The 23,691-nt window shown below is 50.1% G+C and carries 22 protein-coding genes and 1 tRNA gene; 6 read left to right on the top strand and 17 right to left on the bottom strand.

Going from position 1 to position 23,691, the window contains the following annotated elements:
• Positions 1-10: 10 nt before the first annotated feature.
• The 7 genes from FSU_RS11375 to tyrS all read right to left on the bottom strand — a co-directional run bounded on the left by FSU_RS11375 (position 11) and on the right by tyrS (position 8,133).
• Positions 11-2,251 carry a tetratricopeptide repeat protein gene (locus FSU_RS11375; protein WP_014546553.1) on the bottom strand — a complete coding sequence of 747 codons (2,241 nt, stop codon included), beginning with the start codon at positions 2,249-2,251 and terminating at the stop codon, positions 11-13.
• Between the two features lie 11 nt (positions 2,252-2,262).
• Positions 2,263-3,720, bottom strand: a complete 1,458-nt coding sequence (locus FSU_RS11370; protein WP_015732149.1) for an OmpA family protein — start codon at positions 3,718-3,720, stop codon at positions 2,263-2,265.
• 245 nt (positions 3,721-3,965) lie between these two features.
• Positions 3,966-4,166: a hypothetical protein gene (locus tag FSU_RS11365; RefSeq protein ID WP_014546551.1), complete on the bottom strand. Its 201-nt coding sequence runs from the start codon at positions 4,164-4,166 to the stop codon at positions 3,966-3,968.
• A 126-nt stretch (positions 4,167-4,292) separates the two neighbouring features.
• Positions 4,293-5,084, bottom strand: a complete 792-nt coding sequence (locus FSU_RS11360) for a 1,4-dihydroxy-6-naphtoate synthase (RefSeq protein ID WP_014546550.1) — start codon at positions 5,082-5,084, stop codon at positions 4,293-4,295.
• 145 nt (positions 5,085-5,229) lie between these two features.
• Entirely contained in the window at positions 5,230-5,940 is a 711-nt protein-coding gene (mqnB, locus tag FSU_RS11355; RefSeq protein WP_015732148.1) for a futalosine hydrolase, read from the bottom strand.
• Between the two features lie 10 nt (positions 5,941-5,950).
• Positions 5,951-6,907: a 1-phosphofructokinase family hexose kinase gene (locus FSU_RS11350; RefSeq protein WP_014546548.1), complete on the bottom strand. Its 957-nt coding sequence runs from the start codon at positions 6,905-6,907 to the stop codon at positions 5,951-5,953.
• Between the two features lie 8 nt (positions 6,908-6,915).
• Positions 6,916-8,133 (bottom strand): tyrosine--tRNA ligase, encoded by a 1,218-nt coding sequence (tyrS, locus tag FSU_RS11345; protein ID WP_014546547.1) that lies wholly within the window; start codon positions 8,131-8,133, stop codon positions 6,916-6,918.
• 271 nt (positions 8,134-8,404) lie between these two features.
• Here tyrS and FSU_RS11340 point away from each other — a divergent pair, with 271 nt between their 5' ends.
• Together FSU_RS11340 and FSU_RS11335 are read left to right on the top strand one after the other, a co-directional pair.
• On the top strand, positions 8,405-9,022 hold the full coding sequence (locus FSU_RS11340; protein WP_015732147.1) for an outer membrane beta-barrel protein: 618 nt from the start codon (positions 8,405-8,407) through the stop codon (positions 9,020-9,022).
• An 87-nt stretch (positions 9,023-9,109) separates the two neighbouring features.
• Entirely contained in the window at positions 9,110-9,733 is a 624-nt protein-coding gene (locus tag FSU_RS11335; RefSeq protein ID WP_014546545.1) for a hypothetical protein, read from the top strand.
• An 87-nt stretch (positions 9,734-9,820) separates the two neighbouring features.
• Here FSU_RS11335 and FSU_RS11330 read toward each other — a convergent pair whose 3' ends face one another.
• The 5 genes from FSU_RS11330 to FSU_RS11310 form a co-directional block, all read right to left on the bottom strand.
• The gene (locus FSU_RS11330) at positions 9,821-10,711 is read right to left on the bottom strand and encodes a LysR family transcriptional regulator (protein ID WP_014546544.1); all 891 of its coding nucleotides are present in this window, start codon (positions 10,709-10,711) and stop codon (positions 9,821-9,823) included.
• A gap of 87 nt (positions 10,712-10,798) precedes the next feature.
• Positions 10,799-12,328 carry a sigma 54-interacting transcriptional regulator gene (locus tag FSU_RS11325; protein WP_014546543.1) on the bottom strand — a complete coding sequence of 510 codons (1,530 nt, stop codon included), beginning with the start codon at positions 12,326-12,328 and terminating at the stop codon, positions 10,799-10,801.
• 88 nt (positions 12,329-12,416) lie between these two features.
• A complete protein-coding gene (locus tag FSU_RS11320) occupies positions 12,417-12,887 on the bottom strand; it encodes a GatB/YqeY domain-containing protein (RefSeq protein WP_014546542.1) in 471 nt (156 codons plus the stop codon).
• A 124-nt stretch (positions 12,888-13,011) separates the two neighbouring features.
• Entirely contained in the window at positions 13,012-13,221 is a 210-nt protein-coding gene (gene rpsU, locus FSU_RS11315; protein WP_014546541.1) for a 30S ribosomal protein S21, read from the bottom strand.
• Between the two features lie 107 nt (positions 13,222-13,328).
• Positions 13,329-15,251, bottom strand: a complete 1,923-nt coding sequence (locus FSU_RS11310; RefSeq protein WP_167530845.1) for a SpoIIE family protein phosphatase — start codon at positions 15,249-15,251, stop codon at positions 13,329-13,331.
• Positions 15,252-15,595: 344 nt separating this feature from the next.
• Between FSU_RS11310 and FSU_RS11305 the strand changes: the two genes are divergently transcribed.
• Entirely contained in the window at positions 15,596-16,144 is a 549-nt protein-coding gene (locus tag FSU_RS11305; RefSeq protein ID WP_014546538.1) for an SPOR domain-containing protein, read from the top strand.
• 70 nt (positions 16,145-16,214) lie between these two features.
• Here FSU_RS11305 and FSU_RS11300 read toward each other — a convergent pair whose 3' ends face one another.
• The gene (locus tag FSU_RS11300) at positions 16,215-17,126 is read right to left on the bottom strand and encodes a hypothetical protein (RefSeq protein WP_015732144.1); all 912 of its coding nucleotides are present in this window, start codon (positions 17,124-17,126) and stop codon (positions 16,215-16,217) included.
• A gap of 161 nt (positions 17,127-17,287) precedes the next feature.
• On the opposite strand from FSU_RS11300, the gene rimO reads away from it, so the two are divergent.
• Together rimO and FSU_RS11290 are read left to right on the top strand one after the other, a co-directional pair.
• Positions 17,288-18,601 (top strand): 30S ribosomal protein S12 methylthiotransferase RimO, encoded by a 1,314-nt coding sequence (gene rimO / locus FSU_RS11295; RefSeq protein WP_244263626.1) that lies wholly within the window; start codon positions 17,288-17,290, stop codon positions 18,599-18,601.
• Positions 18,602-18,644: 43 nt separating this feature from the next.
• Positions 18,645-18,716 (top strand) — tRNA-Arg (locus FSU_RS11290).
• Positions 18,717-18,776: 60 nt separating this feature from the next.
• Here the strand turns inward: FSU_RS11290 and FSU_RS11285 are convergent.
• The 4 genes from FSU_RS11285 to purD all read right to left on the bottom strand — a co-directional run bounded on the left by FSU_RS11285 (position 18,777) and on the right by purD (position 22,780).
• On the bottom strand, positions 18,777-19,784 hold the full coding sequence (locus tag FSU_RS11285) for a hypothetical protein (protein ID WP_014546535.1): 1,008 nt from the start codon (positions 19,782-19,784) through the stop codon (positions 18,777-18,779).
• A 123-nt stretch (positions 19,785-19,907) separates the two neighbouring features.
• The gene (locus FSU_RS11280; protein WP_155808772.1) at positions 19,908-20,879 is read right to left on the bottom strand and encodes a DUF3108 domain-containing protein; all 972 of its coding nucleotides are present in this window, start codon (positions 20,877-20,879) and stop codon (positions 19,908-19,910) included.
• Positions 20,880-20,992: 113 nt separating this feature from the next.
• Positions 20,993-21,472, bottom strand: a complete 480-nt coding sequence (purE, locus tag FSU_RS11275) for a 5-(carboxyamino)imidazole ribonucleotide mutase (RefSeq protein WP_014546533.1) — start codon at positions 21,470-21,472, stop codon at positions 20,993-20,995.
• A 15-nt stretch (positions 21,473-21,487) separates the two neighbouring features.
• Positions 21,488-22,780, bottom strand: a complete 1,293-nt coding sequence (gene purD, locus FSU_RS11270) for a phosphoribosylamine--glycine ligase (protein ID WP_014546532.1) — start codon at positions 22,778-22,780, stop codon at positions 21,488-21,490.
• Positions 22,781-23,036: 256 nt separating this feature from the next.
• On the opposite strand from purD, the gene FSU_RS11265 reads away from it, so the two are divergent.
• Positions 23,037-23,672, top strand: a complete 636-nt coding sequence (locus FSU_RS11265) for an 8-oxoguanine DNA glycosylase OGG fold protein (RefSeq protein ID WP_015732142.1) — start codon at positions 23,037-23,039, stop codon at positions 23,670-23,672.
• The last annotated feature ends 19 nt before the right edge of the window (positions 23,673-23,691 follow it).

Raw genomic sequence — 23,691 nt, 5'->3', positions numbered from 1 at the left:
ACTATAGCTATTAGAGGTCGTCCTCCAACGAGGGCATTTCAGATGCACCAGAGTTCTTGGAGGTTCCACCGCCTGCACCGCCCATCTTAGACAAGAGGGTAGCCTTGGTAAAGCCTGCGTCATCCAAAATGCGCTTACGGTTGGATTCGAAGCGGTCACTCTGGATAGATCTCTGCATGAACGAAGCGTAATCTTCAATAGCCTGGTTAGCCTTGTTGAACGTCGGACGCAAAGCTTCGCGCTTGCTTTCCACACGAGGAGTCGGCAACTGGCGAGCAAGATCCAAGGCAAGAACCTGAACGGAGTCGAACTGGCTCTGCATTGCATCGTAAGCCTGGCGAGCGCTATCGCGAGATGCGACAGACACAATCGGCTGTTCCGTGCGCTTTTCAGCCTGAGTCAAAGCTTCAAGAGCATCCTGATAGTTCTTCTTCATGAAGTGGCAGTAACCAATCACGAGGTAAGCTTCGGACACGAGGAAGGATTCCGGAAGGTTGGAAATGATCCACTTGGCCGGCTTGATAGCTTCGTCTGGCTTGTTGACCTTGAGGAAGGACCATGCAATACCGAGCATAGCTTCGTCAAATACCGGAGATTCCTTCTGGACCTGGCCATACATCTGAGCGGCAGCTGCGATGTCCGGCTTTTCACCAGAGAAGAAGAGGTGGCCGAGCTTAACTCTTGCAGCGTCCTGGAGGTCGCGTTCAGACTGGTTGGAAACCGGCTGTTCCGTAATGTCGCGGAAGCAGTTTTCAGCTTCGTCAAACTTACCCATACGGCTGTTGGCGATACCCATGGTATAGCGAGCGTAGAAGTAGTTGGCGTTACCCGGGAGGATGGAGGCGAGCAGGTCGACAGATTCCTGATAGAGGCCCTGTTCGAACTTGATCTGGCCGGCAACGTAGTCAGCGTCAGCCTTCACGTCGCTTTCACCAAACTTCTGGGCAATGTTCTGATACTTGGTCATAGCTTCCGTGTACTTGCCTTCCTTATAGTCGATGTTCATCAACTGGAAGTGATACTTAGCGCGCTGGTCGCTCTGCGGATAGCGCTTGATAGCGTCTTCGTAGACAGACTTAGCAGCCTTGTGCATACGGAGGTTTTCGAAAGACTTTGCCTTGTAGAAAGCAGCCTGGTCAACGAGGTGGAATGCCGGGTACTTGGTCTGAACCTTACCGAAGGCATAAGCAGCTTCGAGGAACTGACGGTTCAAGTACAGACGCATTGCAGCGCGGTAGTCGTTTTCAGGTTCGATCTTCAAGCGGCGATAACGTTCTTCACCGATCTTTTCTTCACGAGTGTCACCGAAGCGGGTCGTGAGCTTGACAGCCCAGACAAAGCCACGGTTCTTCTTGGCCCAAAGGTCGTCGTGAGACATTTCAAGGTCAAGAGCGAGGTAACGGAAGATGCTGACATCCTTGACGTTAACCGTAGCACCGATAACCGGGTAGCCTTCCTTAGTGAAGCGAGCGCGAACACCAAGGTGAGAAGAAAGGTAGTAGGTCAAGGTGAAGCTCATTTCGAGGTTAGCACCCTTACCACCTTCATCGGAATCATGAATGATATCGATGAAAGAGAATTCAGCCTTCATTTCAAGGAGACGGTTGAATCCGCGATAGAACAAGGACAAGTTCAGGTTTGTCGGGATCTTGTAAGCATCGGCAGCGCCCATGAACACGAACTTGAAGCTACCGTCGCCATCAGCTTCGCTGACAGCCGGAGCAAGGATGTTCTGGAGGCTAGCGCCAATGAGCAAGTAACCGTACTTCGAAGAAGCAAGCGGGTTCCAGCTCAAGCCCACGTCGGCACCGACAGTGAGCTGCTTGAGTTCATCAAACTGGTTGATGTAAAGCACGTCGACACTGACACCGAGGGAGAGCAAGTGGAAAAGTCTGTAGGAATAGCCGAACATTGCGGCAATTTCGCTATAGGATTCGCCACCTTCGATAGAAGCACCGTTTTCAAAAAGGGAGAAGCCCAAAGTGTGCTTGTAGTCAATCGGGTACGTCAAGCTGACGTATTCCTGGCTAGCTTCGCCACTGATGGTGCTAAAGAAAGCAGCGCTGAATTCGAGCTGATCTGTTTCAGAAATACCAGCCGGGTTCACATACATCGAGGTGTTACCACCAAATTCTGCAAACCAGTCATTCTGCTGATACTTATTCGGCGTGTAGGTTGCCTCTGCAAACAAAGAAGTGCTGGCTACGGCAAGTCCGAGAGCGGACGTCTTGATGAAACTAGTACGCAACATCACCTACTCCTTTACTTAATATCCGTGCGGATGAACTCGATACGACGGTTCTGCGCACGTCCTTCAGGTGTCTTGTTGGAAGCAACAGGCTTAGTATCGCCCATGCCCTGAGTAGTCATACGGCTTTCGGCAATGCCCTTTTCGACAAGGAAGTTCTTCACAGCGTTTGCACGGTCTGCGGAGAGGGTCATGTTCTTATCCTTGTTACCGATGTTATCAGTATGACCAACGATTTCAAATGTAGCTTCTGGGAAGGTTTCCATGATATCGACAACCTTCATCAAGGAGATGTAGGAGTCCTGAGTAATCGTGGACTTACCAGATTCGAAGTTCACGCCTTCAAGAACAAAGACCTTCTTCGGCGGCTGCGGAACTTCATCCGGGCAACCATCGTCGTCCTTGTAGTTGTTCAGAGATTCAGCCTGTTCCGGGCAGAGGTCCACACCCTTACAGATGTGAGCGTACTGAGAAAGCATACCCTTGGCTTCAACCCACGGGTCGCAGAGACCGTCGCGGTCGTTGTCGGCATCCGGGCAACCATCGTCGTCCTGATAGCCGTCGAAGTCTTCAGCTTCTTCCGGGCAGTTATCGAAACCGGTGCAAACGCCAGCGTACTTTTCGGAGAGACCTTCTTCAGAAACCCACGGATCGCAAAGGCCATCGCCATCGGTATCCGGATTACGAGTTTCTTCGACAGCTTCTTCTTCCTTAACGACGTCAGTTGCAGTAAGACCGATATCCAGCTTGCCCTTACCGCGCTTGATCATCGGAGAGGTGGACTGGCAGAAGAAGTTCGGGTTGCCGAGAGACGGGTTGTTGAACTTCGGGTCCAAGGACACGTTCGTGCGGTTCACCTTGATGAACTGGTTGAACGGGTAGTAGTTCTTGTAGATGTTGTTGTATTCCACCTTCGTCTGGCCGGCAGCCGGGTCAGCAAACACACCGTAGTAGTGGTTTTCCATGAAGATGTTGTTACGGGCGACCAAGTTGGTCGGACCCTTCAAGGTAAGGCCGGAATAGCCGTTGCGGAGCACGACGTTCTGTTCGATGTAGGCATCGAGAGACTTAGCACCCCAGGCGAGAATACCGGACCAGCGGTTGCCGTACACCACGTTGTTGCGGAGCCACGGCAGAGAAATAAAGGCACCGATACCCGTTGCATGGTTATCGATCACATAGCAATGATGAATGTAGGGGGCAGCGTTTTCGCAAAGGATACCTTCAAGACCGTTCCTCACAGTGAAGTGCGACATTTCAGCGCCCGAAGTACCCATGACGGTCGGACCACGGCGACCACCATCAATGATGGTAGACAATGGGTCCTCGCCCTTGAGAACAACACCCATGATCAAGGTGATGTTTTCGTTATAAACACCGCGTTTGACAAGGATTGTATCCCCGGCATCCGCATTTCCGAGAGCATCTGCAATCTTTGCGAAATCGCCAGGCACGTTGATATTCTTTGCCATGGCGGTTCCTGAAAGAAGCATCGCCCCGGCCGTAATTAAGACCAGTTTCTTTAGGGTCATACTGCTACGTTTCTCCAATCATAGAACACTTAAATTCGTTGAACATACGTTTGCCAGTTTGGCAAACACAAAACCCATGGTGGAATATACCTTCAAAAATGACTTTAGTCAAATACTTTTCGTCAAAAACGCCATTTTTCGTGTAAAAATTACACAGGTATAACCTTTTGGGGATAACTTATCTGTCAATCCTCGCTCGGAAGATCGTCCTTCTCCTCCTCCTTCTTTGCACCTTGAATTGAAACGCGGATCTCTTGGCAGGTCTTCTTGATGTTCTGCAAGACCTTGCGAGCGCGCGTGCCAGCCGATTTGTTGCCGCGTTCGAATTTCTCGTATTCGCGTTTGAAATTTTCAATTTCTAGTTCGAGATCGTTTACTAAACTCATAAGCAAACTCCAAAAAAAGATGCTTTTTGGAAAATAAATAAAGTTTTTGCTAAAAATTCGCTGTTTTGCAAAATTACGTTTACGTTTATAAACTATTACATAGAATAGAGCTTACTTAACAACTTATCAACAGTGTGATAACCGCCACAGATTGTCGAGCGCCCTCCAGCCCGCCTCTCCAACATTTTCGGAGAAGTCATTCACGAACATCGCGATGTGGGACTTGATGACTTCATCGTCATCAATCTGGGCTTTTTTGACGATAAAGGGGGTCACCGGATTTTGCCTTTGGCGGGCAATCTGGAGACTGCGACGAATTTCTAGCTCGACAGATTCAATAGTCGCATCGCCTAGTTCCTTTTTTGCCACAGCGATACCCAGCGGGATCGGAGAACCCGTTTCCTGTTCCCAATAGGCGCCCAAGTCCTGCAAAAGGTGGAGCCCGTCGCGTTTCCACGTAAAGCGGTGTTCGTGGATAGTCACGCCCTGGGGGATACTTTGACCGAGGAGGCCCTGGTAGACCTCGTTAAAGAGGGCGTATTCGAGTTTTGGGGTATTTTTGAACTGATGGGCGTACCAGAACTTGAAAAGGAGCGCAGCGGTCGTATTTGCGCCCGGAAGGGTCGTTGGGAGGTTCGGATTGAACGAATCGGATGCCGAGGAGAGCAGAAGAGGGCCACAACCATACCCGATAGCGCCCCCGCAACCGAGGCAACGGTACGTTTCGGCAATTTGAGGATAGACCTGAGCACTGATCTTTGCGACATCGAGTTCGCCACGGAGGACCATTTCATTGAGCGTCTGGACATCGGCAAATGTGACTTTCCATTCAAACGGGGAATTTTCGAGCCCGCAAAGCAAGGATTCGTAAATGAAGGTGTCGTTAGGACAAGTGGAAATACCGAGTTTTAATTGCATAGGGGTATGAGGTCGCGCCTACGGCGCTTTGAGGTATGGGGTCGGGCCTACGGCCCTCTGAGGTTAAGCAATTAGAAATTAGCAAAAAAGCCCGAAGCGAAGCGAGCCCGAAGGGGCTTTAGCCCCGAGCTCATAGCTCATTGCCTCAAAGCGAGTTTACGAGCGATTGCAATGCGGCAAGGGCATCCTTGATGCGCCAGGTGGATTTGTCACGGGCGGTCGCAAAATTGCTGACGGCACGAATTTCGTAGCAAGGAACGCCAAAGGCGTGGCAAATCGAGAAGCAGGCGGCCCCTTCCATCGATTCAACATCAACATTGAAGTTCTCAACGCGTTCTTTAGCCATGGAGGCGGATCCAGTGCAACAATTGACACTGAGACCGGCAACAGGTTTTAAATCCGAAAGCCAGGCAGGAACGCCCCGTAACGACGAGGATTCGTAAACGTGCGCGGATGCTTGGGAAGCAGAACCGTTCGCAGAGGTTGCGCAAACTTTGTACCAAGGCGTAAACGAGCCATTGCATTCAACAACGCCAAGATCCCCTACAATTTCGGAATTGACGCGGACAACAGAACCGATTTCTAGACCACGGTCCGGGTAAGCGCCACAGATACCCGCCAGCACCACATGCGTAAAAGGCCCCTCGGCGGAAAACCGAGAGAGCAGAACGGATAAATTTGTTGCAAATTCGAGCAGGCCAACGCCAAGAACAACTGCAAAGCCGCGCCCTTCGGGGAGCTCGACGATTTCACCTAAACGAATATTATTTTGGACAAAAGACTTGCTTTCTGGAAAGACTTCAAAGAATTCCAAGTTTGACGCAAAGGCAAACAAAGGAACAAAGTTGTCTTCCATAGCAAAATCCTTATTCGAGGCGTTCAACCTTTGTCGAGAGGTCGCTTTCAAGCTCGGCGACGCGCTCCAAGCTCAAGTTCCATGGGCGTTCAACTTCGCAACGGGCGCTCGCCACTGCGGTTGCCTTGGCCAAGCAACTTTCAAAGCTCAGATTTTGTTCAAAAGCATAGAGCCAGCCCGCGAAGAACGAGTCACCAGCGCCAATATCGTTTTTCACCGTAATCGTAGGCGGCTGTAACTGGATCCCTTGGAATTTCTTTTCCATGAGGCGGAAAGCACGTACAGGAGCGTCTTCTTCGGTCACAACAAGATTCTTGATTGGGAGACGTTCAAGGACCGCGGTTGCAGTCATCTTCCAGAACTGCGGGCTCGACTTGACCTGCGGAATACCCATGCGCTCCAGGAGCTTGCAGTATTCCAGCATGTTGATTTTCAGGAGGTCTACACCTTTGGCAAGGAGATCGTCTATGCCGTCAATCGCATCGACAAAGATGTGCTTATCGCTAAAGTCTAGCTCATTGAACAACTTTGCATCAAAGCCCTGCGGGAACGTTCCACACAAAGCAATGTACTGCGTAGAATCCCAGTAGTCATTGAGCGTTTGTGTAAAATCATCATTCTCGGAATCCGCAAGAGTCGGAGACGGCTCCACGAGTTCCGTCGTGTCGCCGTTACAGGCAATCGTCGTGCAGATGCGCGTATTTTCATGAATCCAGATCGGTACCTGCTGGATGCCGCAAGCGGAGAGTTCATCAAAAATTTTTTCTCCGTTCCCAGCACCAAGGAAATGCATCAAGCGGGGAGAGCCGCCCAAAAGCTGCAACACTCGGCAGCAGTTGATGCCCTTGCCCGACGCGTATTCCTTGACCTTGGAAATGCGATGTACTTCGCCTGGAGTAAACTTATCCAGAAAGAACACCCTCTGCCAAGCAGGATTGAGACCGAGAACTAAGATTTCCCTAGACATGACAGCCCTTAGAAGTTCACCTTGAAGAACTTACGCTTGCCCACCTGGACGACGAGTTGGTCGCCGCCCTTGATTTCGATCTGGGCCTGCGGATCGGCGAGCTTTTCGCCACCAATCTTTACGCCACCGTTCTGCACCATGCGGCGGGCTTCGCCCTTACTGGCAAAAGCCTTGATGTTCACGAGCAAGTCAAGAGCGCCGTAAGAGCCAGCATCGACGGAGCATTCGAGAGCATCACTCGGGATAGCGTTACCACTGTGGATTTCGCGTTCCTTGGCGGCAGCGGCTTCGGCAGCTTCGGCACCGTAGTACTGCGTCACGATGTCGATAGCGAGGCGGTGCTTAGCATCATTCGGGTTCATCTTGCCGGCAGCAATGTCTGCCATCATCTGCTTGACTTCGTCGAGCGGAATGTTGGTCAAAAGTTCGTACCAGTTTTCGACAATGTTGTCGGAGAGGCTATAAATCTTGTGGTACATCACGTCAGCCGGTTCGTTAAGGCCAACGTAGTTGCCGATGGACTTGGACATCTTGACCTTGCCGTCAGTACCGAGCAAAATCGGCATGAAGAGACCAATCTGCGGTTCCATGCCTTCAAAAATCTGGAGGTCGCGACCACGGAGCACGTTAAACTTCTGGTCGGTGCCGCCGAGTTCCACGTCACTCTGGATAGCGACAGAATCGTAGCCCTGCATCATCGGGTACATGAATTCGTGGAGGCTAATCGGCGTATTGGCGGTATAGCGGTTGTGGAAGTCTTCGCGTTCGAGCATCTGGGCAACCGTGAATTGGCCCATGAGTTCCGTGACCTTGCTGAATGGGAGCTTGGAGAACCATTCGCCGTTGTAGTGGATTTCCACCTGGTCGCGACGGACTACCTTGAAGAACTGTTCCTGGTATTCCTTTGCATTCTCGAGCACCTGTTCGTGCGTGAGACGCGGACGAGCCTTGTTGCGGCCACTCGGGTCACCAATCTGCGCAGTGTAGTCACCCACGATGAGGACGACCGTATGACCGAGGTCCTGGAACTGGCGGAGCTTGCGCATCACGACCGTATGACCGAAGTGAACGTCCGGAGCCGTCGGGTCCACACCCATCTTGATACGGAGGGGCTTGCCCGTTTCGTAGGACTTCTGGAGTTTCTTTTCGAGTTCATCTTGCGGCACGATGTCGGTCACGCCGCGCATCAAAATTTCAAGCTGTTCTTTAACAGGACGGAATTGCATGATTTTAATTAAGTGGTTAGTGGTTGGTGGTTAGTGGTTAGGGAAATACAAGTCAAAACCGCTAATCACTGGAAGCCCATTTTAAAGGAATGGATAATCATAACGGGGATAAAGATAGTAATTAATCGTAGCCAGCTAGTCTATAGCCCTGTTGAAATGATTGCAGAACATATTCGTATCATCTTGATACATGTAAATGTATTTTTACATGAATTCATGTAAGTTTATTATTAACTTTGCGACAAACAAAAACTTATCAGGAAAACATTATATGAAAAAAATTCTTTTGTCCATTGCACTCGCTGCCATCAGCGCATTTGCAGTTTCTGCCCCGAAGACCCATGACGGTTTCTTCTTGAACGCCACGATGGGTGCAGGCTATTCCAGCTTTGAAGACAAAATCGCAGGCGGTCTCGGTAAGATGACTTGCGACGGCGGTGCATTCGAAGCTTCCTTCAAGTTGGGCGGTGCTATAACTCAGAACCTCATCTTGCACGCCATGTTCTCTGGCGACGTCATTTATTCTGACCTCAAGCTCAAGAGCGCCTATGTTGATGAAACTCTCGAACACGACGGTTTCAACATGCTCATGCTCGGTGCAGGCATCACCTACTACCTCCCCATCCAGGAAAACGTCTATGTCAGCGCCTCCTTCGGTGTAACCGACATCAGCATCACCCTCAACAACAGCGATTACAGCTTTGACAACCTTGATGCCGGTTTCGGTTTCAACATTTCCGTCGGTAAGGAATGGTGGATGAATGATGAACTCGGACTTGGTGTCGCATTCTCTTACACGCACCATTCTGCTGACGGAAACTACCGCGGCGAAAAGAACGAAGCAACTTCCAACTCGTTCGCCCTCGTAGCTTCCCTTACCTTCAACTAATCGTTTAAAAAAAATTGTATGGAGCCTCTGCGTCAAACAACAGAGGCTTTTTTTTAATCAAGCGTTTAGCTAAAAAAGGAGAAAATCATGAAGAAAATTCTTTTGTGTTTGGTTCTTGCCATAGGTTTCGCATTCGCCAAGTCTGCACCGAAAACCCATGACGGATTTTTCCTCAGTGGTATCGCAGGATTCGGCTACGGGAATTTCACCAACGAGTTCAGCGCAAACGGTGTCAAAATGGAAAGCAAGGGCCTTCAGCTCGAAACCGGGTTTAAAATCGGCGCAGCCATCATCCCGAACCTTATTTTGCATGGAACGATAGACGCAAACGCCGTACTTACGGATATTGATTTTTCAAACAAGGATGGCGACAAATCAACATTGGATATCGGCAGTCAGTCTTTCAGAGTTCTCATATACGGTGTCGGCGTCACTTATTACATTCCAGGCGGATTGAACATGTTTGTTAGCGCATCTCTTGGTTTGGCAGAATTCACCGATCTATGCGTTTTCGGGAAAATCATTAGCGATTATGACTCTGATTTGAGCTTCAACATTTCAGCCGGTAAAGAATGGTGGGTAAACAACGAATTGGGTGTCGGCGTCGCTCTTTCGTTCAACCACTCTTCGGCAAAGAGCAAGCTTTTCGATTACGAAGGTAAAGCCTCTTTCAATTCACTTTCGGTCGTAGCTACGGTTACATTCAACTAATTTTCAAGCAACAATCCATAAAAAAAAGCCTTCACGTTCATCAACGTGGAGGCTTTTTTTTCATTAACAAGTCGTTCTTTAACAGGCTCACTTCCGCTTGTTCTGCTGGCGGCGGAGAATGTACTTGGTCAAGAAATTGTAGAATTCCTCGGTTTTGGAATTATCCTGCTTGTTGCGACGGAGAGAGACCACGATATCGCGCTTGAAATCTGTATCGGTGATTTCAAGGAGACGAACGCGTTTGTGGTCCATCTTGCCCCATGAAAGTTCCGGCCAAAAGCCCACGCCAATGCCTGCGGCAACAGCTTCCTTGACAACCGCAGCGTTGTCACTTTCAAATGTGACGTTTGTATGGAATCCGATGCTATCACAAAGTTCGTTACAAATTTGGCGGTACTGTTTGGAACCGTAAAGACGGATAAATTTTTCGTCTTTCAAGTCAAAAAGGGAAATGGAATTGAGCTTTTTGTACTGCGCCGTATTCGGGACTGCAAGGTAAATCTTTTCGGAATGGACAAACGTTTCGTCACTTTCGGTATTGTCAAGTTCCGGCCTGTAATTCGCGTAAGTGCGAACGCAGATATCGAAAACGCTCGTTTCTTCGTTCTGCACAATGTCAACGTCAATGTCGGAATTACTTCGTCTATACTCAATCACGGCACTCGTGATAAGCGTGGAAGCAGCGAGGACGTTCAGCTTGACGTTATTGTTCTGCTTGTTCGCCGTCTCCTTGAGGAGCGCCGGGAGTGCCATCATATTCTCGTAAAGCGGCTGAAGTTTTTCGTAAAAGAACTTTCCGCTGTCCGTAAGCTTGATATTACGCCCAGCATTCTTGAACAGCAATACGCCTAGCTCATCTTCGAGCTTGTGGATAGCTTGTGTGAGCGCAGGTTGGACGATGCAGAGGTTCTTTGCACTTTGCGTGACATGCTCCGTGCGCGCCACCTCCAAGAAGTATTTTAACTGAGTCAGTTCCATGTGTGGAAATATAGGTTTTTAGACGAAAGAACGCCACTATGCGGCTACAACGAGAGACGAAAGAGATGTTGTCGGATAAACGCTATGCTACTTGCTAAAAGCAGCAAGGTCGATGCCGAGCTGTTTGATTTTGTAAGTGAGGATGCGCGGGGTGGTCGAGAGGCTGCGTGCAGCGGCTGCCATCTTGCCTTTGCTACTCTTGAGGGCATCGCAAATGATGTCGCGTTCGTACGCCTCGACCATAAGCTTGAGGTTTCCACTCACTGGCGTTCCGCTCGTTTCGTCCGTTTGAATTGTTGGCGGGAAGTGATGCGGGTAGATGACGTCTTCTTCGGTCAAGAGCACAGCACGTTCAATCGCATTCTCGAGTTCGCGCACATTGCCCGGCCACGGATAGCTCATGAGCATCTCGATTGTACCGCGAGCAAGGCGGCGCACGTTTTTACCGACTAAGCGGCAGTAATGGTCCACAAAGTAATCCGCCAAAAGCACAATGTCGGTGCGGCGCTTGCGAAGAGGCGGCACGTAAATCGGAACGATGTGAAGCTGGTAGTACAAGTCTTCGCGGAAAGTCCCATCCGAGACCATCTGCTGCAAATTCTTGGTCGTTGCGCAAATCACGCGCACGTTCACTTTTTTCGGGAAGCGAGCGCCCACGCGCTCCATTTCGCCCTGCTGCAAAAGGCGAAGTAACTTTATCTGCAAGTTCGGCGTGAGTTCCGCAACTTCATCGAGGAATAGCGTACCGCCTTCGGCCTGCTCGACGCGGCCCGGCGCCTCGTTGACGACGCCAACCAAGGCGCCCTTTTCGCTACCGAAAAGTTCCCGGTCCAGAACGGACTCCGGGAGGGCCGCGCAATGCACTCGCACAAACAGCCCTAAATTGCGGTCAGAACGGAAATGGATAGCTTCTGCAACAAGACCTTTGCCAGTCCCGACCTCCCCCACAATGAGCGCTGGGAGCGGGCTTTTTGCAACCTGGTCGATTTGCGTATAGACCTGTTGCATCTCGGGCGTTTTACCGATGATATTGTCCGGCTGGAATCTGGCCTTGAGTTCCATCGCCATGCGCTCATTTTCGGCCTTGAGGATTTCGTTTTCTTCTCGGGCCTGGCGGCGGAGCTTCACAGCGGTCGCAAGCATCTGCGCGATGATTTCGAGCAAATGAATCTGATCGTTAAGGTTAGCCTCGTCGGGATTGTGTTCGTCAGCACTCAAAGCGCCAACGACTTCCTGCTCCATGATAATCGGGACGCAAAGGAAAGCCTTGTCTTCGGTCTTACCGCGGCCCGTACGATCCAAGAAGTCCGGATCTTTTGCGACAGACGGTATGATAATCGGTTTACCCGTTTCAACGACGCGGCCCGTGATGCCTTCGCCCACTTTGTAGCGGCCCTTGCTCGCTTGGCGGCTGCTCAGGCCTTCAGCAATTTCAATGGAGATTTCGCCGGTATGGCGGTTGTACAACGTAAGTGTTGCGTGCTCAACACCCATCACCGATTCTACAGTCTGCAAAACCGGATGTGCGACTGTTTCGAAATCAAGACTCTGGTTCAAAATGGAGCTGATCTTGTAGAGCAGCTCTAGTTCTTGAATCTTGGCGTGAGTTGTTGACATGGACTAACAATATAAATTTTTTGAACTGTATAAAATGGAGATGCCCGCTCGGAGGCGGGCATGACAAAGCGGGACTGGACGCTTCGTGTTATTTCAAAGCTTCTTGCACGAGGGCGCTGGCGCGCTTGGAATCGAAGCGGCCCTTGACCTTCGGGGAAAGTTCTTTCATGATCTTTCCCATGTCCTTCGGAGAAGAGGCGCCCGTTGCAGCCTTGATTTCAGCAATGAGGGCCTTGACTTCGTCTTCAGTCATCTCGGCCGGCATGTACTTGCGGTAGATGGCAATGACAGCTTCTTCGGCCGGAATCTTGTCCAGGAATCCGCCCTTCTTGAGGATTTCGATGGATTCCTGCTTCTGCTTCACGCTCTTGGCGAGAACGTCGATGCACATGGCATCGGTAATGCTTTCGGTAATCTGTGCCGGAGTGGCACCAGACTTCATAGCTTCGTTCTTGATGTCAGAATGGAGCGTACGAAGAGTTCCGAGAGTTTCGGCATCGTGAGCCTTCATGGCGGTCTTGATGTCGTCGAGAATCTGGGTAAGCAATGCACAACTCATATTGACCTCGAGCGATTATAACGCTTCGCTCCAAGCGATGAAGATTTGCTATAAAACACCTAATGAGTCATCAGCACAAGCTGACAACTCATTAAAGCTTAAAAAGTCCGATTAAGGAATCGAATTAGTAGAGACGCTTGCGGTTCTGGTCAGCAATCTCTTTGAGACGCTTGCGACGAGCAGCCGTTTCAATACGCTTCTTTTCTTCGGAGGGCTTTTCGAAACGCTGACGCTTCTTGACGTCGGAAATGATACCATTCTTTTCGCAAGACTTGGTGAAACGCTTGAGAGCGCGTTCGAAAGGTTCGTTGGACTTAACAATAACGCCGATCACGATAATCCTTTGGTTAAAATTTCATTTTTTTGATAGCCAAATATACCTAAATATTTGGTTTCTGTCAAGGGTAACATTTTGCAAGCACTTTCACGAGTGCTTTCCGGTTAAATACCATTACCCCCTTTATATTCCATTGCAAGCATGGTAATGTCGTCAAACTGCGACGCCTTTCTCGTAAACGCATCGATTTGGCGCTTGACAAAGCGGCACATTTCCTTGGTGCCTTTTCCGCCCCCATGCGTAAGCGCGTCTAGCAGTCTGTCGTTGCCGAACAGTTCATTGTGTTCGTTAGTCGCTTCGGTCACGCCATCGGTATAGAGGAACAGCGTATCGCCCGGAGCTAGTTCGAGCGTCTGCATCTTGTAGCGCGAGTTTTCCATCGCCGCCATCACAACCCCGGCCTTGCTCTTCGCAAATTCGGCAGAGCCGTCCTTGTGGCGGATGACCGGCGGGTTATGTCCGGCCGATGCAAATTCCACATGTCCGGTCTTCAAATCGACAATCCCCATCCAGACCGTCACGAACATGTTCGCACGGTTGCGCTTGGCAAGCTCGTAGTTCGCCTTTTCAAAAGTTTCAACAACAGACTTCAAGTTCTGCGCCATCGTTCGCAGTACAATGCGCGAAACCATCATGAACAGTGCGGCAGGCACGCCCTTGCCCGAAACATCACCTACGACCACGCACAGACGTCCGTCGTCCAGCTTGAAGAAATCGTAAAAGTCACCGCCAACCTCCTTCGCCGGTAAGAGGAACGGAGTCAGTTCGTGGTACGGATCTTCAGAGCCTTCTTCCTTTTCATCCATCGACAGGAACCCAATCTGGATATCCTTTGCAAAGTCTAGTTCGCTTTCAATGCGATCCAAGTCCTTCTGCTTTTCCATGTGTTCCTTGAGCGAGGTCCGCATGTTCAAGAAAGCCCATGCAAACTGCGCAATCTCGTCGCGCCCAGAGAGGTGCGGGATTTCCACATCGAAGTCGCCCTGCCCCATTTTGTTCGCCGCCACAGCAAGTTCCTTGAGCGGACGGGACACCCTGGTCGAAATCACAAATATCAAAAGCAGCATCACGACATAGCCGGCAAAGCACATCCACGCAAACATTTTTTCCAGGGAGCGCTGGCTTTCCATGAATTCACTCGCGGGCCACACAATCATAAACGTCCAGCCGTTCGATTCCATCGCCTTGAAGTAAATGACCGCATCCTTGCCATCAGCAGTAGTCCCCATAAAGAGGCCCTTCCTCATGCTCTGCACGGTCTTTTCGAATTCCGTAACCGTCTGTGCGCCCATTCCACCGGAAAGGTCAGACAAGCTTTCCTTGAAAACAATCTCGTTCTTGGGGTGCGCGATAATGGTATTGTTCGCGGACAGCACAACGACGTAGCCCGAGTTCGACACAGGAATCGACGCCACGGTTTCCTTGAGGAACGCAATCGACATATCAACGCAAAGAACACCCGCAAAAACGGTGTTCCCATAGGCATCCTTTTGGTAAATAGGGGCGGTGTAAATCGCAATCGGTTCCTTGATAAAGTCTCCGACGAACGGTTCCTGCCAAAGGCCCTTCTGCAAGTTCTTGGTGCTCTTGTACCAAGTTTTTTCGAAGTAGTCCTTGCCCTTCATGAGTTTGATTTCGTTACCCGAATACTGGGCAAGGCGCATCACCTCCTGATGCCATTTAGCCTTGGGAGCCATTCCCGGCTCGTAAGCGACAACCACGGCAAGCACTTGCGGAAGCGTCTGGCGGGCATCAAAGACAGCCTGAGTCAAGAAGTCATCGAGATCCTTCCCCGAAAGCATCTCCTTACCAAGCACTTCGGCATATTCATCGCCGAGCTTTTTGCCTTTTTCAAAAAGATTTTCAATGATAGCGACATTGGCAAGACTGATTTCTTCGCCTTTTTCCGTGAGCACCGTCGAAAGCTCGCTTTGCACCTTAAAACTGAGAACCCCAAACAGCGTCGCAAACACGATGCTGAAACCGACTAGGGTCATCATGGACTGCTTAAATGCCAGCCCGTGCATATTGAAGCCCATAAGGAAAACCTTTTCTTTTTGCTATAACAAAAATTGTTTTTTATTACATGCAAAATATATGTAACTTAAACAACCTTGTGTAGGAGCTCTAAAAAAAATTTCGTCGAATAAAGACACCTTTGAAGCAAGCGGAATCCCAAGCCCAAAACCAATAAACATTTGAGCACCAAATATAGGTAAAAACTTGCTTTTTTCGCGTAATTTTTTGTAAAATTTCATAAATTTTCACAAAAACAAATCTTCGTAACTTGCGAAGTATCAACGACTTATGTATATTTTTCGTAAGAATATTCCATTTTATGTTGGAAAGATTTTTTAAGCGGAGTACGACCATGAAATTGCAATCGGCATCAATCCTTGGGGCAATAACCCTCTCCATCGTCCTCCTTTCTGCCTGCGGCAGCAAGGAAGAAAAAACGGAACCTAAAGCAGCCGAAGTAAAGCCCGCTACCGAACAACCGGCTCCTGTACAGGAAGCCGCTCCGGAACCGGCCCAAGAAGAACCGGCATTGGTCCCTATCCAGTCTCTTAGCGAAGAAAAGGCAGCTCCGGCAGAAGCTCCCGCCGCTCCGGTCTCCGCCGTCGAACAGGAATCCTCCGGCCCGTTCGTCATCCAGGTGAGCATCCAGGCCTCCAGAAGAGCCGCAAACAATGTCGTGAGCAAGCTCTCCGACCAGGGTATCAAGGCATACGTTGCCGAAGTTGAAAATCCGGGCGAACTCGAAGGCACGTTCTACCGCGTACGTGTGGGTTACTTCTCCACGATCGCAAACGCCCAGCAGTTTGGCAAGGAAGTCCTCGCTCCGCAGGGTTATGCCGGTTGGGTGGACAACCGCAAGAACGACCGCATTGGCCAGCCTGGCGCAAGCGAAGACATGTAGTTTTACAAAAGCAACGAACTGTTAAAGGCCCCGCATTTGCGGAGCCTTTTTTGCTAAACAGGGCGATTTGTTAAATGTAGCGGCTCATGTCACCGCTCTGAAAGCGATTATTCTGGTCTTCACACCAGGCTTTGTAATACGCTTCGTAGCTATCAATGTCGTAGTTCTTCACTTTTTTCGTGACTTTGACAGAATGGGTCGTGCATTCGACCGTGTAGGAAGCGTCATCTGAATACCGCGCTTCGGACTTTTCATCAGAACATTCTTCAGTAGCTTCCTCAGCATCGGTATACGTTATCTTGCGCACGCCGATGGCGTAGCTGCCATCCGGAGCCCAGGTCGTCGTTTCTTCAAAAGCTTCGCCCATGAACACCTGATTAATCGTGATGGCGTTGTCCGAGCGAGTCACTTCGCACTTAAACGCGCTATTCCCCGTATTTGACGTATTGTTAGACGTAGAGCCATTTGTCCAAACCAGGAAATCTTCGCACATTTCCCTAAAGTCAGCTTCGTGTTCCCGCAAAGAACCTTCGTCTATTACATCGACATAAATCTTGTCACCCGTGCAAGTCACCTGAACAGAGCCGTCATTCCAGCTGGAAGCCTGCTTCTTTTCCCTTTCACATTCCTCGGACAAGGCCTGGGCATCAGAATAAGTGTATACCGACTTGATGGTCCTGTAGCGGGTGCCGTTATCGGTCACGGTCGAAGTGTAAGAACCCGTTCCCGGAATAATCTGTTCAATCGTTACAGAATTGCTTGTCGTCGAGACATTGCAAGAAGCCGTACCCGAGCTAGGATTAACACCCTGATTCGTCCCCTGATTTGTTCCCTGGTTATCGCCAGTAGAGGTCCCTTGATTGCCCGTTGAACCATTATTTTGCGTAGCGTTACTGCTAGAAGATGGATTGCTTTCATCGCAAGCGATGAGTCCGAATGAAGCCACCAGCAGGACTGCGGAACTCCAAAGCTTAAAATTCATAGATTCTCCTTTTTTAACTCGTAAGTAAGGAATAAAATTCACTTACAGTATTTTTTACAACAATATAAACAATTTAACAAGGAAAAGATGATATCAAAAAAGAATCGGCACACAAACAGGCCGACATGGTAAACCCTTGCCCCAAATTCTATATTTGGGGTATGCCTACAAAAAAGCCAAAAGTATTCGTCGTGCATCTCGGATGCGCTAAAAACCAGGTTGATGCCGAAAACCTCGTCGGTGAAATGCTCCATGCAGGTTTTGCGACCTGCGATACCGCCGGGAAGGCGGACTACATCCTCGTGAACACATGCGGGTTCATCGAAGCCGCCAAGGAAGAATCCATCAACGCGATTCTCGCCCAGGCGAAAGCAAAGAAGGCAAAGCAGAAGCTGATTGTTTCGGGATGCCTGAGCGGTCGCTACGGCGAAGAGCTGATGAAGGAACTGCCCGAGGTGGACTACTGGGTCGGCACGTACAAGCCGGGCGAACTTTTGAAAAAGATGGGCATCGTCGCTCCACAGAGCTGTGACGCCGAAAACCTCCCCCGCATGAACTTGGGAGGATTTAGCCACCACGCCTACCTGAAAATTGCGGAAGGCTGTAACCGCCGTTGCGCCTACTGTGCCATCCCGCTCATCCGCGGAAAGCAGGACTCCCGTTCCATTGAAGATATCGTTGCAGAGGCAAAGGACCTCGAAGCCCAGGGCGTCAAGGAAATTACTTTGATTGCACAGGACACGACTTACTTTGGACGTGAAAAGGGCAAAAAAGGCGGCACGCTTGTTGAACTTTTACGAGCCCTTTTGGACAACACGAACATCCCGTGGATCCGCATGCTTTATTGGTACCCAATGTTCGTAGACGACGAACTTCTGGACTTGATGGCTAAGGAACCGCGCCTCGTGAAGTACGTGGACATGCCGATCCAGCATGCAAGCGACAAGATGCTCAAGAACATGAAGCGCAACTACCGCAAAAAGGAACTTGTCGATCTTTTGCACAAGATTCGCGAACGCATCCCGGGCGTGACGCTCCGCAGTACGGTGCTCGTCGGTTTCCCCGGTGAAACGCACGAAGATTTTGAAGAGCTGATGGAACTTTTGCAGGATGTGCAATTTGACCACCTGGGCGGCTTTGTATTCAGCCCCGAAGAAGGTACTCCGGTGATGGAAATGGACCTCCCCGCGGTGGACGAAAGCGATGCCCGCGCAAGGCTCGAAGCGGTCACGGATTATCAGGAAGAACTCGCTGCCGAATACGCCGAGAACATGATCGGAAAGACGGTCAAGATTATCATTGACCAGGTTGCCGAGGAAAGCGAATACCACTTCTACGGTCGCACGGAAGGCAACTCGATGGAAAACGATGATATCGTGAAGGTCATCGAAGGCGATGGTGACGTGGGCGAATTCCACAACGCACTCGTCGTAGACGCCGAACCGCACGAACTTGTGGTGAAACTGATAGACTAGGAAAAGGCCTTTTTACTATATTATACCCGCCTTAAAGGCTCACGCCCGTGTATCACAATGGATAGTGTCCTTCCCTCCGAAGGAAGGTATTCCGGTTCGATTCCGGACATGGGTATTAAACACAAAAAAGCCCGCCGTTCGATTGAACAGGCGGGCTAAACTTTTTCTCTTGAAATTAGCGGTTCCAGGCGGTTGTGCCAGCGGCAGCTTTGCTGCGTTCCTTTTCACGCTGACGGCGACGCTTTTCGGTATCGTCCGGGAAGAATTCCGGCAAAGCATAACCAATCGTAACACCGAACACAATACCAGTCTTGTCCATGCCGTTAGGCTTGTTCACGACGCGAGATGCGTAGGTGTCGACAGCTTCCGTTCTGGAGTCCACCGTCTTCTTGAAGCTCGGGTTATTTTCCGGGGCCTTGCCAAGATCCGGTGCATAGTACATACCGAAGGAGAACTGCAAGTAGTACCATTCATTGGAAAGGTAAGAAATAAGCACGTCAAACTGGTAGCCCTTTACAGAAATCAAGCTACGGAGGTTATTTTCATCCGGTTCCATGTCATGGTCATAATAAACCGTACCGTAAGAAGCGGACAATCCTAAGTGAATAGGAATCTTCGGGAAGAAGTAGTAGTTGATACCGACCTTATAGCCAGTACCGCCTTCAAGCTTCATGTAGTCAAATTCGTTGTCCTTGACCTTCGGCAAGAAGCCGTACGAAGCAAAGAGACCGACATGCCAGCGCGTAATATATTCAGCACCGATACCGAAACCGACACCCGTTTCGCCCATAACCGGCATACGGGAACCGAGGCCCATTTCAAAAACCAGACGGTCCTTGAGCCAGTCACGACGGCGTTCGGAGTTTGCATATTCGTCCAAGCGCTGTTCTTCTTCAAATTTTTTACGGGTGAGGTAGTCATTTCTCTGGGCAGCAGTCATGCCAGCCATGGAAGCTTCGACATTTTCCTCTTCTTCGTCATCATCAGCGGCTGCCTTGGCAGGAGCAGCGGATTCAGAAACGGACATGAAACCATCATCAGACTCAGCCGATGCAGCAGGAGCTTCAACCGTTTGTTCTGCTACAGGAGCAGCTTTTTTAGACTTCGCTTTACGCGCTTTTGCAGGGGCAGCCCATGCAACCAAACTCGCCAGACACAACAGCAACAACAATTTTTTGAGCATTAAAAACGCCTCGGATAAATAACCACGCTTGGAATATAACTTTTTATCCAAGATTTTTACAAAAACTTCATGTAAAAGTTGTTTTTTCGTTTGATTTTACAATTTTGTAAGTTTACAGTATGGCTATTTGACCTTTTTCAGCTCGGCTTTGATGGAACCCAGCTTGATTTCGCATTCCATAAGCACAGGAAGTCGCTTTTCGTCATCCGTAAACCAGATGAAAATGCGACCGCTCGAATTAAAAATGCCATCTCCATCAAGAACAGGTTCCACTTTAACAGTCTTGAACGTACCAAGATCCGTCTTAATCGTTTCGCGTTTGTGAGCAACCACCTTGAGTTCATAGCGTTTTTTGCCACTCACCGCCGAAAAACGGGAGGTAACGCCTTCCTTAAGCGGAAGGGTACGCACAAGGTAGAATGCCGACATGATGCTATGTTCAAGGCCATCAATGGTCACGGACGTATCGGCCGAACGCTTGACATAATGCTTGACCGGATCCTTGAAGACCGTATCGGAAAGGACTGCCTTTTTGCCATCGCGATTGAAACGGATAAGCGACTTGTTGTGGAACGTGCCTTCGTGGAGGGACTTGCGGAAGACATCCGTCATGAGGCCCTTTTTGTGGACAAGCGTATAGACGGTATCGTGAACAGGGTAAAACTTATTGACGGTCTTGTTGGCAGTTGCATAAGTCTGGAACTCCACCTTGCCATCTTTACGAGGTATGACTTCGAGCGTGGCATAGCCAGCCGTAATGAAGCCCCAACTGAGTTCATATTCGAGGCGTTCGCCCTTCATCCACGGAGCGTTGACTTCGGGAAGAGTTTGCCACTTGGAGAGCGGCTTTGCAGGAGTTCCGGCACTTGAGGACGACGGAATGCTTTGGGACGGCGTTTCAAGAGTCGCCGAGGACTGTGGATTAGCTAAAGCTTCTGCAACACGAGACTGCGCCGCACTTGAGGACTGCGATTCGAAAGTCGCCGCGCTTTGGGACTGCGCGGACGAGGACGAAGCCAGAGAATCCGCCGCCATGGACGAAATTGACAAAGTAAGCGCAAACAACAAAACACTTTTCAAAGCACGATAAAACATAAGCCCCAATACTCTTTAAATGGATAAAATTTAAGATAAGGACAATATATAAAAGAACGCCCGCGGAAACCGCACAGGCGCTCTGTTTTTTATTCTAGATAGGAATAAATGGCTTAGCCTTCGATGTCACCGAGGCCCTTGCGGTAAGCGATGAGCTTTTCCTTGACGCTTGCGTCAGAGAGGGCGACGATGTGGACGGCGAGGAAACCGGCATTCTTGCCGTTGCCGATGCCGACTGTGGCCACCGGGATTCCCGGGGGCATCTGCACGATGGAGTGCAGAGCATCGACGCCGTTGAGCGGGCCGCCGGCGCAGGGCAAGCCGATAACGGGAAGAATCGTGTGCCCTGCGAGCACGCCCGGGAGGGCTGCAGCGAGGCCAGCGACACCGATGAGGACCTGGAGGCCTCGCCCGGCGGCTTCGCGAGCATACTTCGCGGTTGCATTCGGGGTGCGGTGAGCAGAGAGGATGTTGTATTCCCACGTGATGCCGAACTGGTCGAGCACGGCGGTGATCTTATCTACAGTTTCCTGGTCGGACTTGCTACCCGCAACGATACCGACCTTTGCATTCGGAACTTCATTAATCTGCATTTTCAATTCCTTTTTTTATTTACCCATCTTGGCGAGTCGAGCGAGGCCCTTCTTGCCGATATCCTTGCGGTAGAACTTGCCTTCGAACTGAACCTTTTCGCAGGCGGCGTAAGCGATGTTCAAGGCTTCCTGGAGCGTTGCACCGTGACCGACCACGCCGAACACGCGGCCACCGTTGGTCACAAGCTTGCCATCGACCATCTTGGTACCGGCATGGAGCACCTGGGCGCCGTTCTTTTCGGCTTCTTCGATACCTGTGACAACCTTGCCCTTTTCGTAGGAGCCCGGATAACCGGCGCTGGCAAGCACGACGATAGCGGAGCTGCCCTTCGGAGCCTTCGGGGCACCGAGCTTAGCGAGTTCACCCTTTTCGGCAGCGTCGAACAAGGCGAGCACGTCGCCGTCATAGAGCGGGAGCACAATCTGGCATTCGGGGTCACCGAGGCGGCAGTTGTATTCCACGACCTTCGGGCCCTTGCTCGTGACCATGATGCCCACGTAGAGCACGCCCGTGTAGGGCTTGCCTTCGGCGGCCATGCCCTTGAGGGTCGGTTCAATAATAGTCTTCTTGACTTCGTCGAGGAGAGCGTCCGTCACAACCGGAGCCGGGCTATAAGCGCCCATTCCACCAGTGTTCGGGCCCTTGTCGTCGTCAAAGACGCGCTTGTGGTCCTGGGCAGAGGAGAGAATCACGTAATCCTTGCCATCGCAAACCACGAAGATGGAAGCTTCTTCGCCGTCCATGAATTCTTCAATCACGACCGTCTTGCCGGATTCGCCAAACACAGCCTTGTCGCCGAGCATTTCTTCGACTGCGTCGTTCGCTTCCTTGTCGGTCATGCAGACGATAGCGCCCTTGCCTGCGGCAAGGCCCGACGCCTTCACCACGATCGGAGCTGGGTGTTCGGCGAGGAACTTCTTGGCAGAGGCGAGATCGGTGAAGGTCTCGAAGGCGGCCGTTGGCACGCCGTACTTCTTCATGATATCCTTGCTGAAGGCCTTGGAGCCTTCGAGCGCGGCAGCAGCCGCAGTCGGGCCGAAAGCGCGGAGACCGCGAGCGCGGAATTCATCCACCACGCCAGCGACGAGCGGAATTTCGGGGCCGATAATCGCGAGGTCAATTTTTTCTGCAACGGCGAGGTCAGCGATTGCCTTCGGGTCGGCCACATCGACCGGCACGCACTTGCCGAGGTTTGCCATGCCCGGGTTGCCCGGAGCGCACACGAGAGTGTCGCACATCGGCGACTTCTTCACAGCGAGGGCAATCGCATGTTCACGACCACCGCTACCAACAACGAGAATATTCATAAGCGAGTCCTTATCTTTGTACGGGGGAAAATGTAGAAAAATTGAGTCTTTGGCGACTTGGCATACATTACATTTAATCGCAAATAATATGCGGGAGGGGCACCAACCCCCTCCCCATCCTGGCGCAAGCGCCAACCTTACGGTTCAGCCATGGTCATGCAAGTATGACCGCGGCATTCGCCTTGCTGGGTTGTGGCCGACGCTATAGTAGTCGGTTGCTTGACATATTTTCACTAAATTGGTATATATCTGTAACATGAGCAAAACAAGCATCCAGAATTACAAACAACTAATCCAGTCCCTACCTGTCAAGAACCAATCAGCACACATAAAAAAGAAATCTTGGGCAAGAATTTCTTATAAGGGAAAAACAAAAATTGAACAAATCGTTTTTAAAAAAGATGACATTGAAATATCGCGAAAAGATATTTTAGACGAATCAAATGCGGATTTCAAAATCATCAAGACTCTCATGTGGGGCTATCCAACTGGTGGCCGAAACAACAATATCCAAAAGTCCCTAGAACACTTTATACTATTGCAGAAAATTCTCTCTAAAGCGGAAAATAAAAATTTATCTCTTAACGAAGCCAACTCTTTATTAAATGAATTAGACAACATAAAAGGCTTAGGGCCATCTACTTGGTCTAAGCTATTATACTTCTTCAACATTTCGTTTTGCAACCAGAAATGTCAAATTTTTGATCTTAAAATTGTTGATTCATTAAACAAGAAACAATTTTGTGAATTTGAAGAATACAGTTGGAAACAAGACAAACAAAATTATTTCAAGTATATTAGCTTATTATCCGATTTAGCCAACAAACTAGATGCAAGTCCAGACCAAATAGAAAATTTTCTTTTCTTCTACAACCTTAATTACAAATTTTGAAAGGTCCAACAGTCCCGTC

Source organism: Fibrobacter succinogenes subsp. succinogenes S85 (genome assembly GCF_000146505.1).
GTDB classification, from domain to species: domain Bacteria; phylum Fibrobacterota; class Fibrobacteria; order Fibrobacterales; family Fibrobacteraceae; genus Fibrobacter; species Fibrobacter succinogenes.
This window is presented reverse-complemented; position numbering and strand designations above follow the sequence as displayed.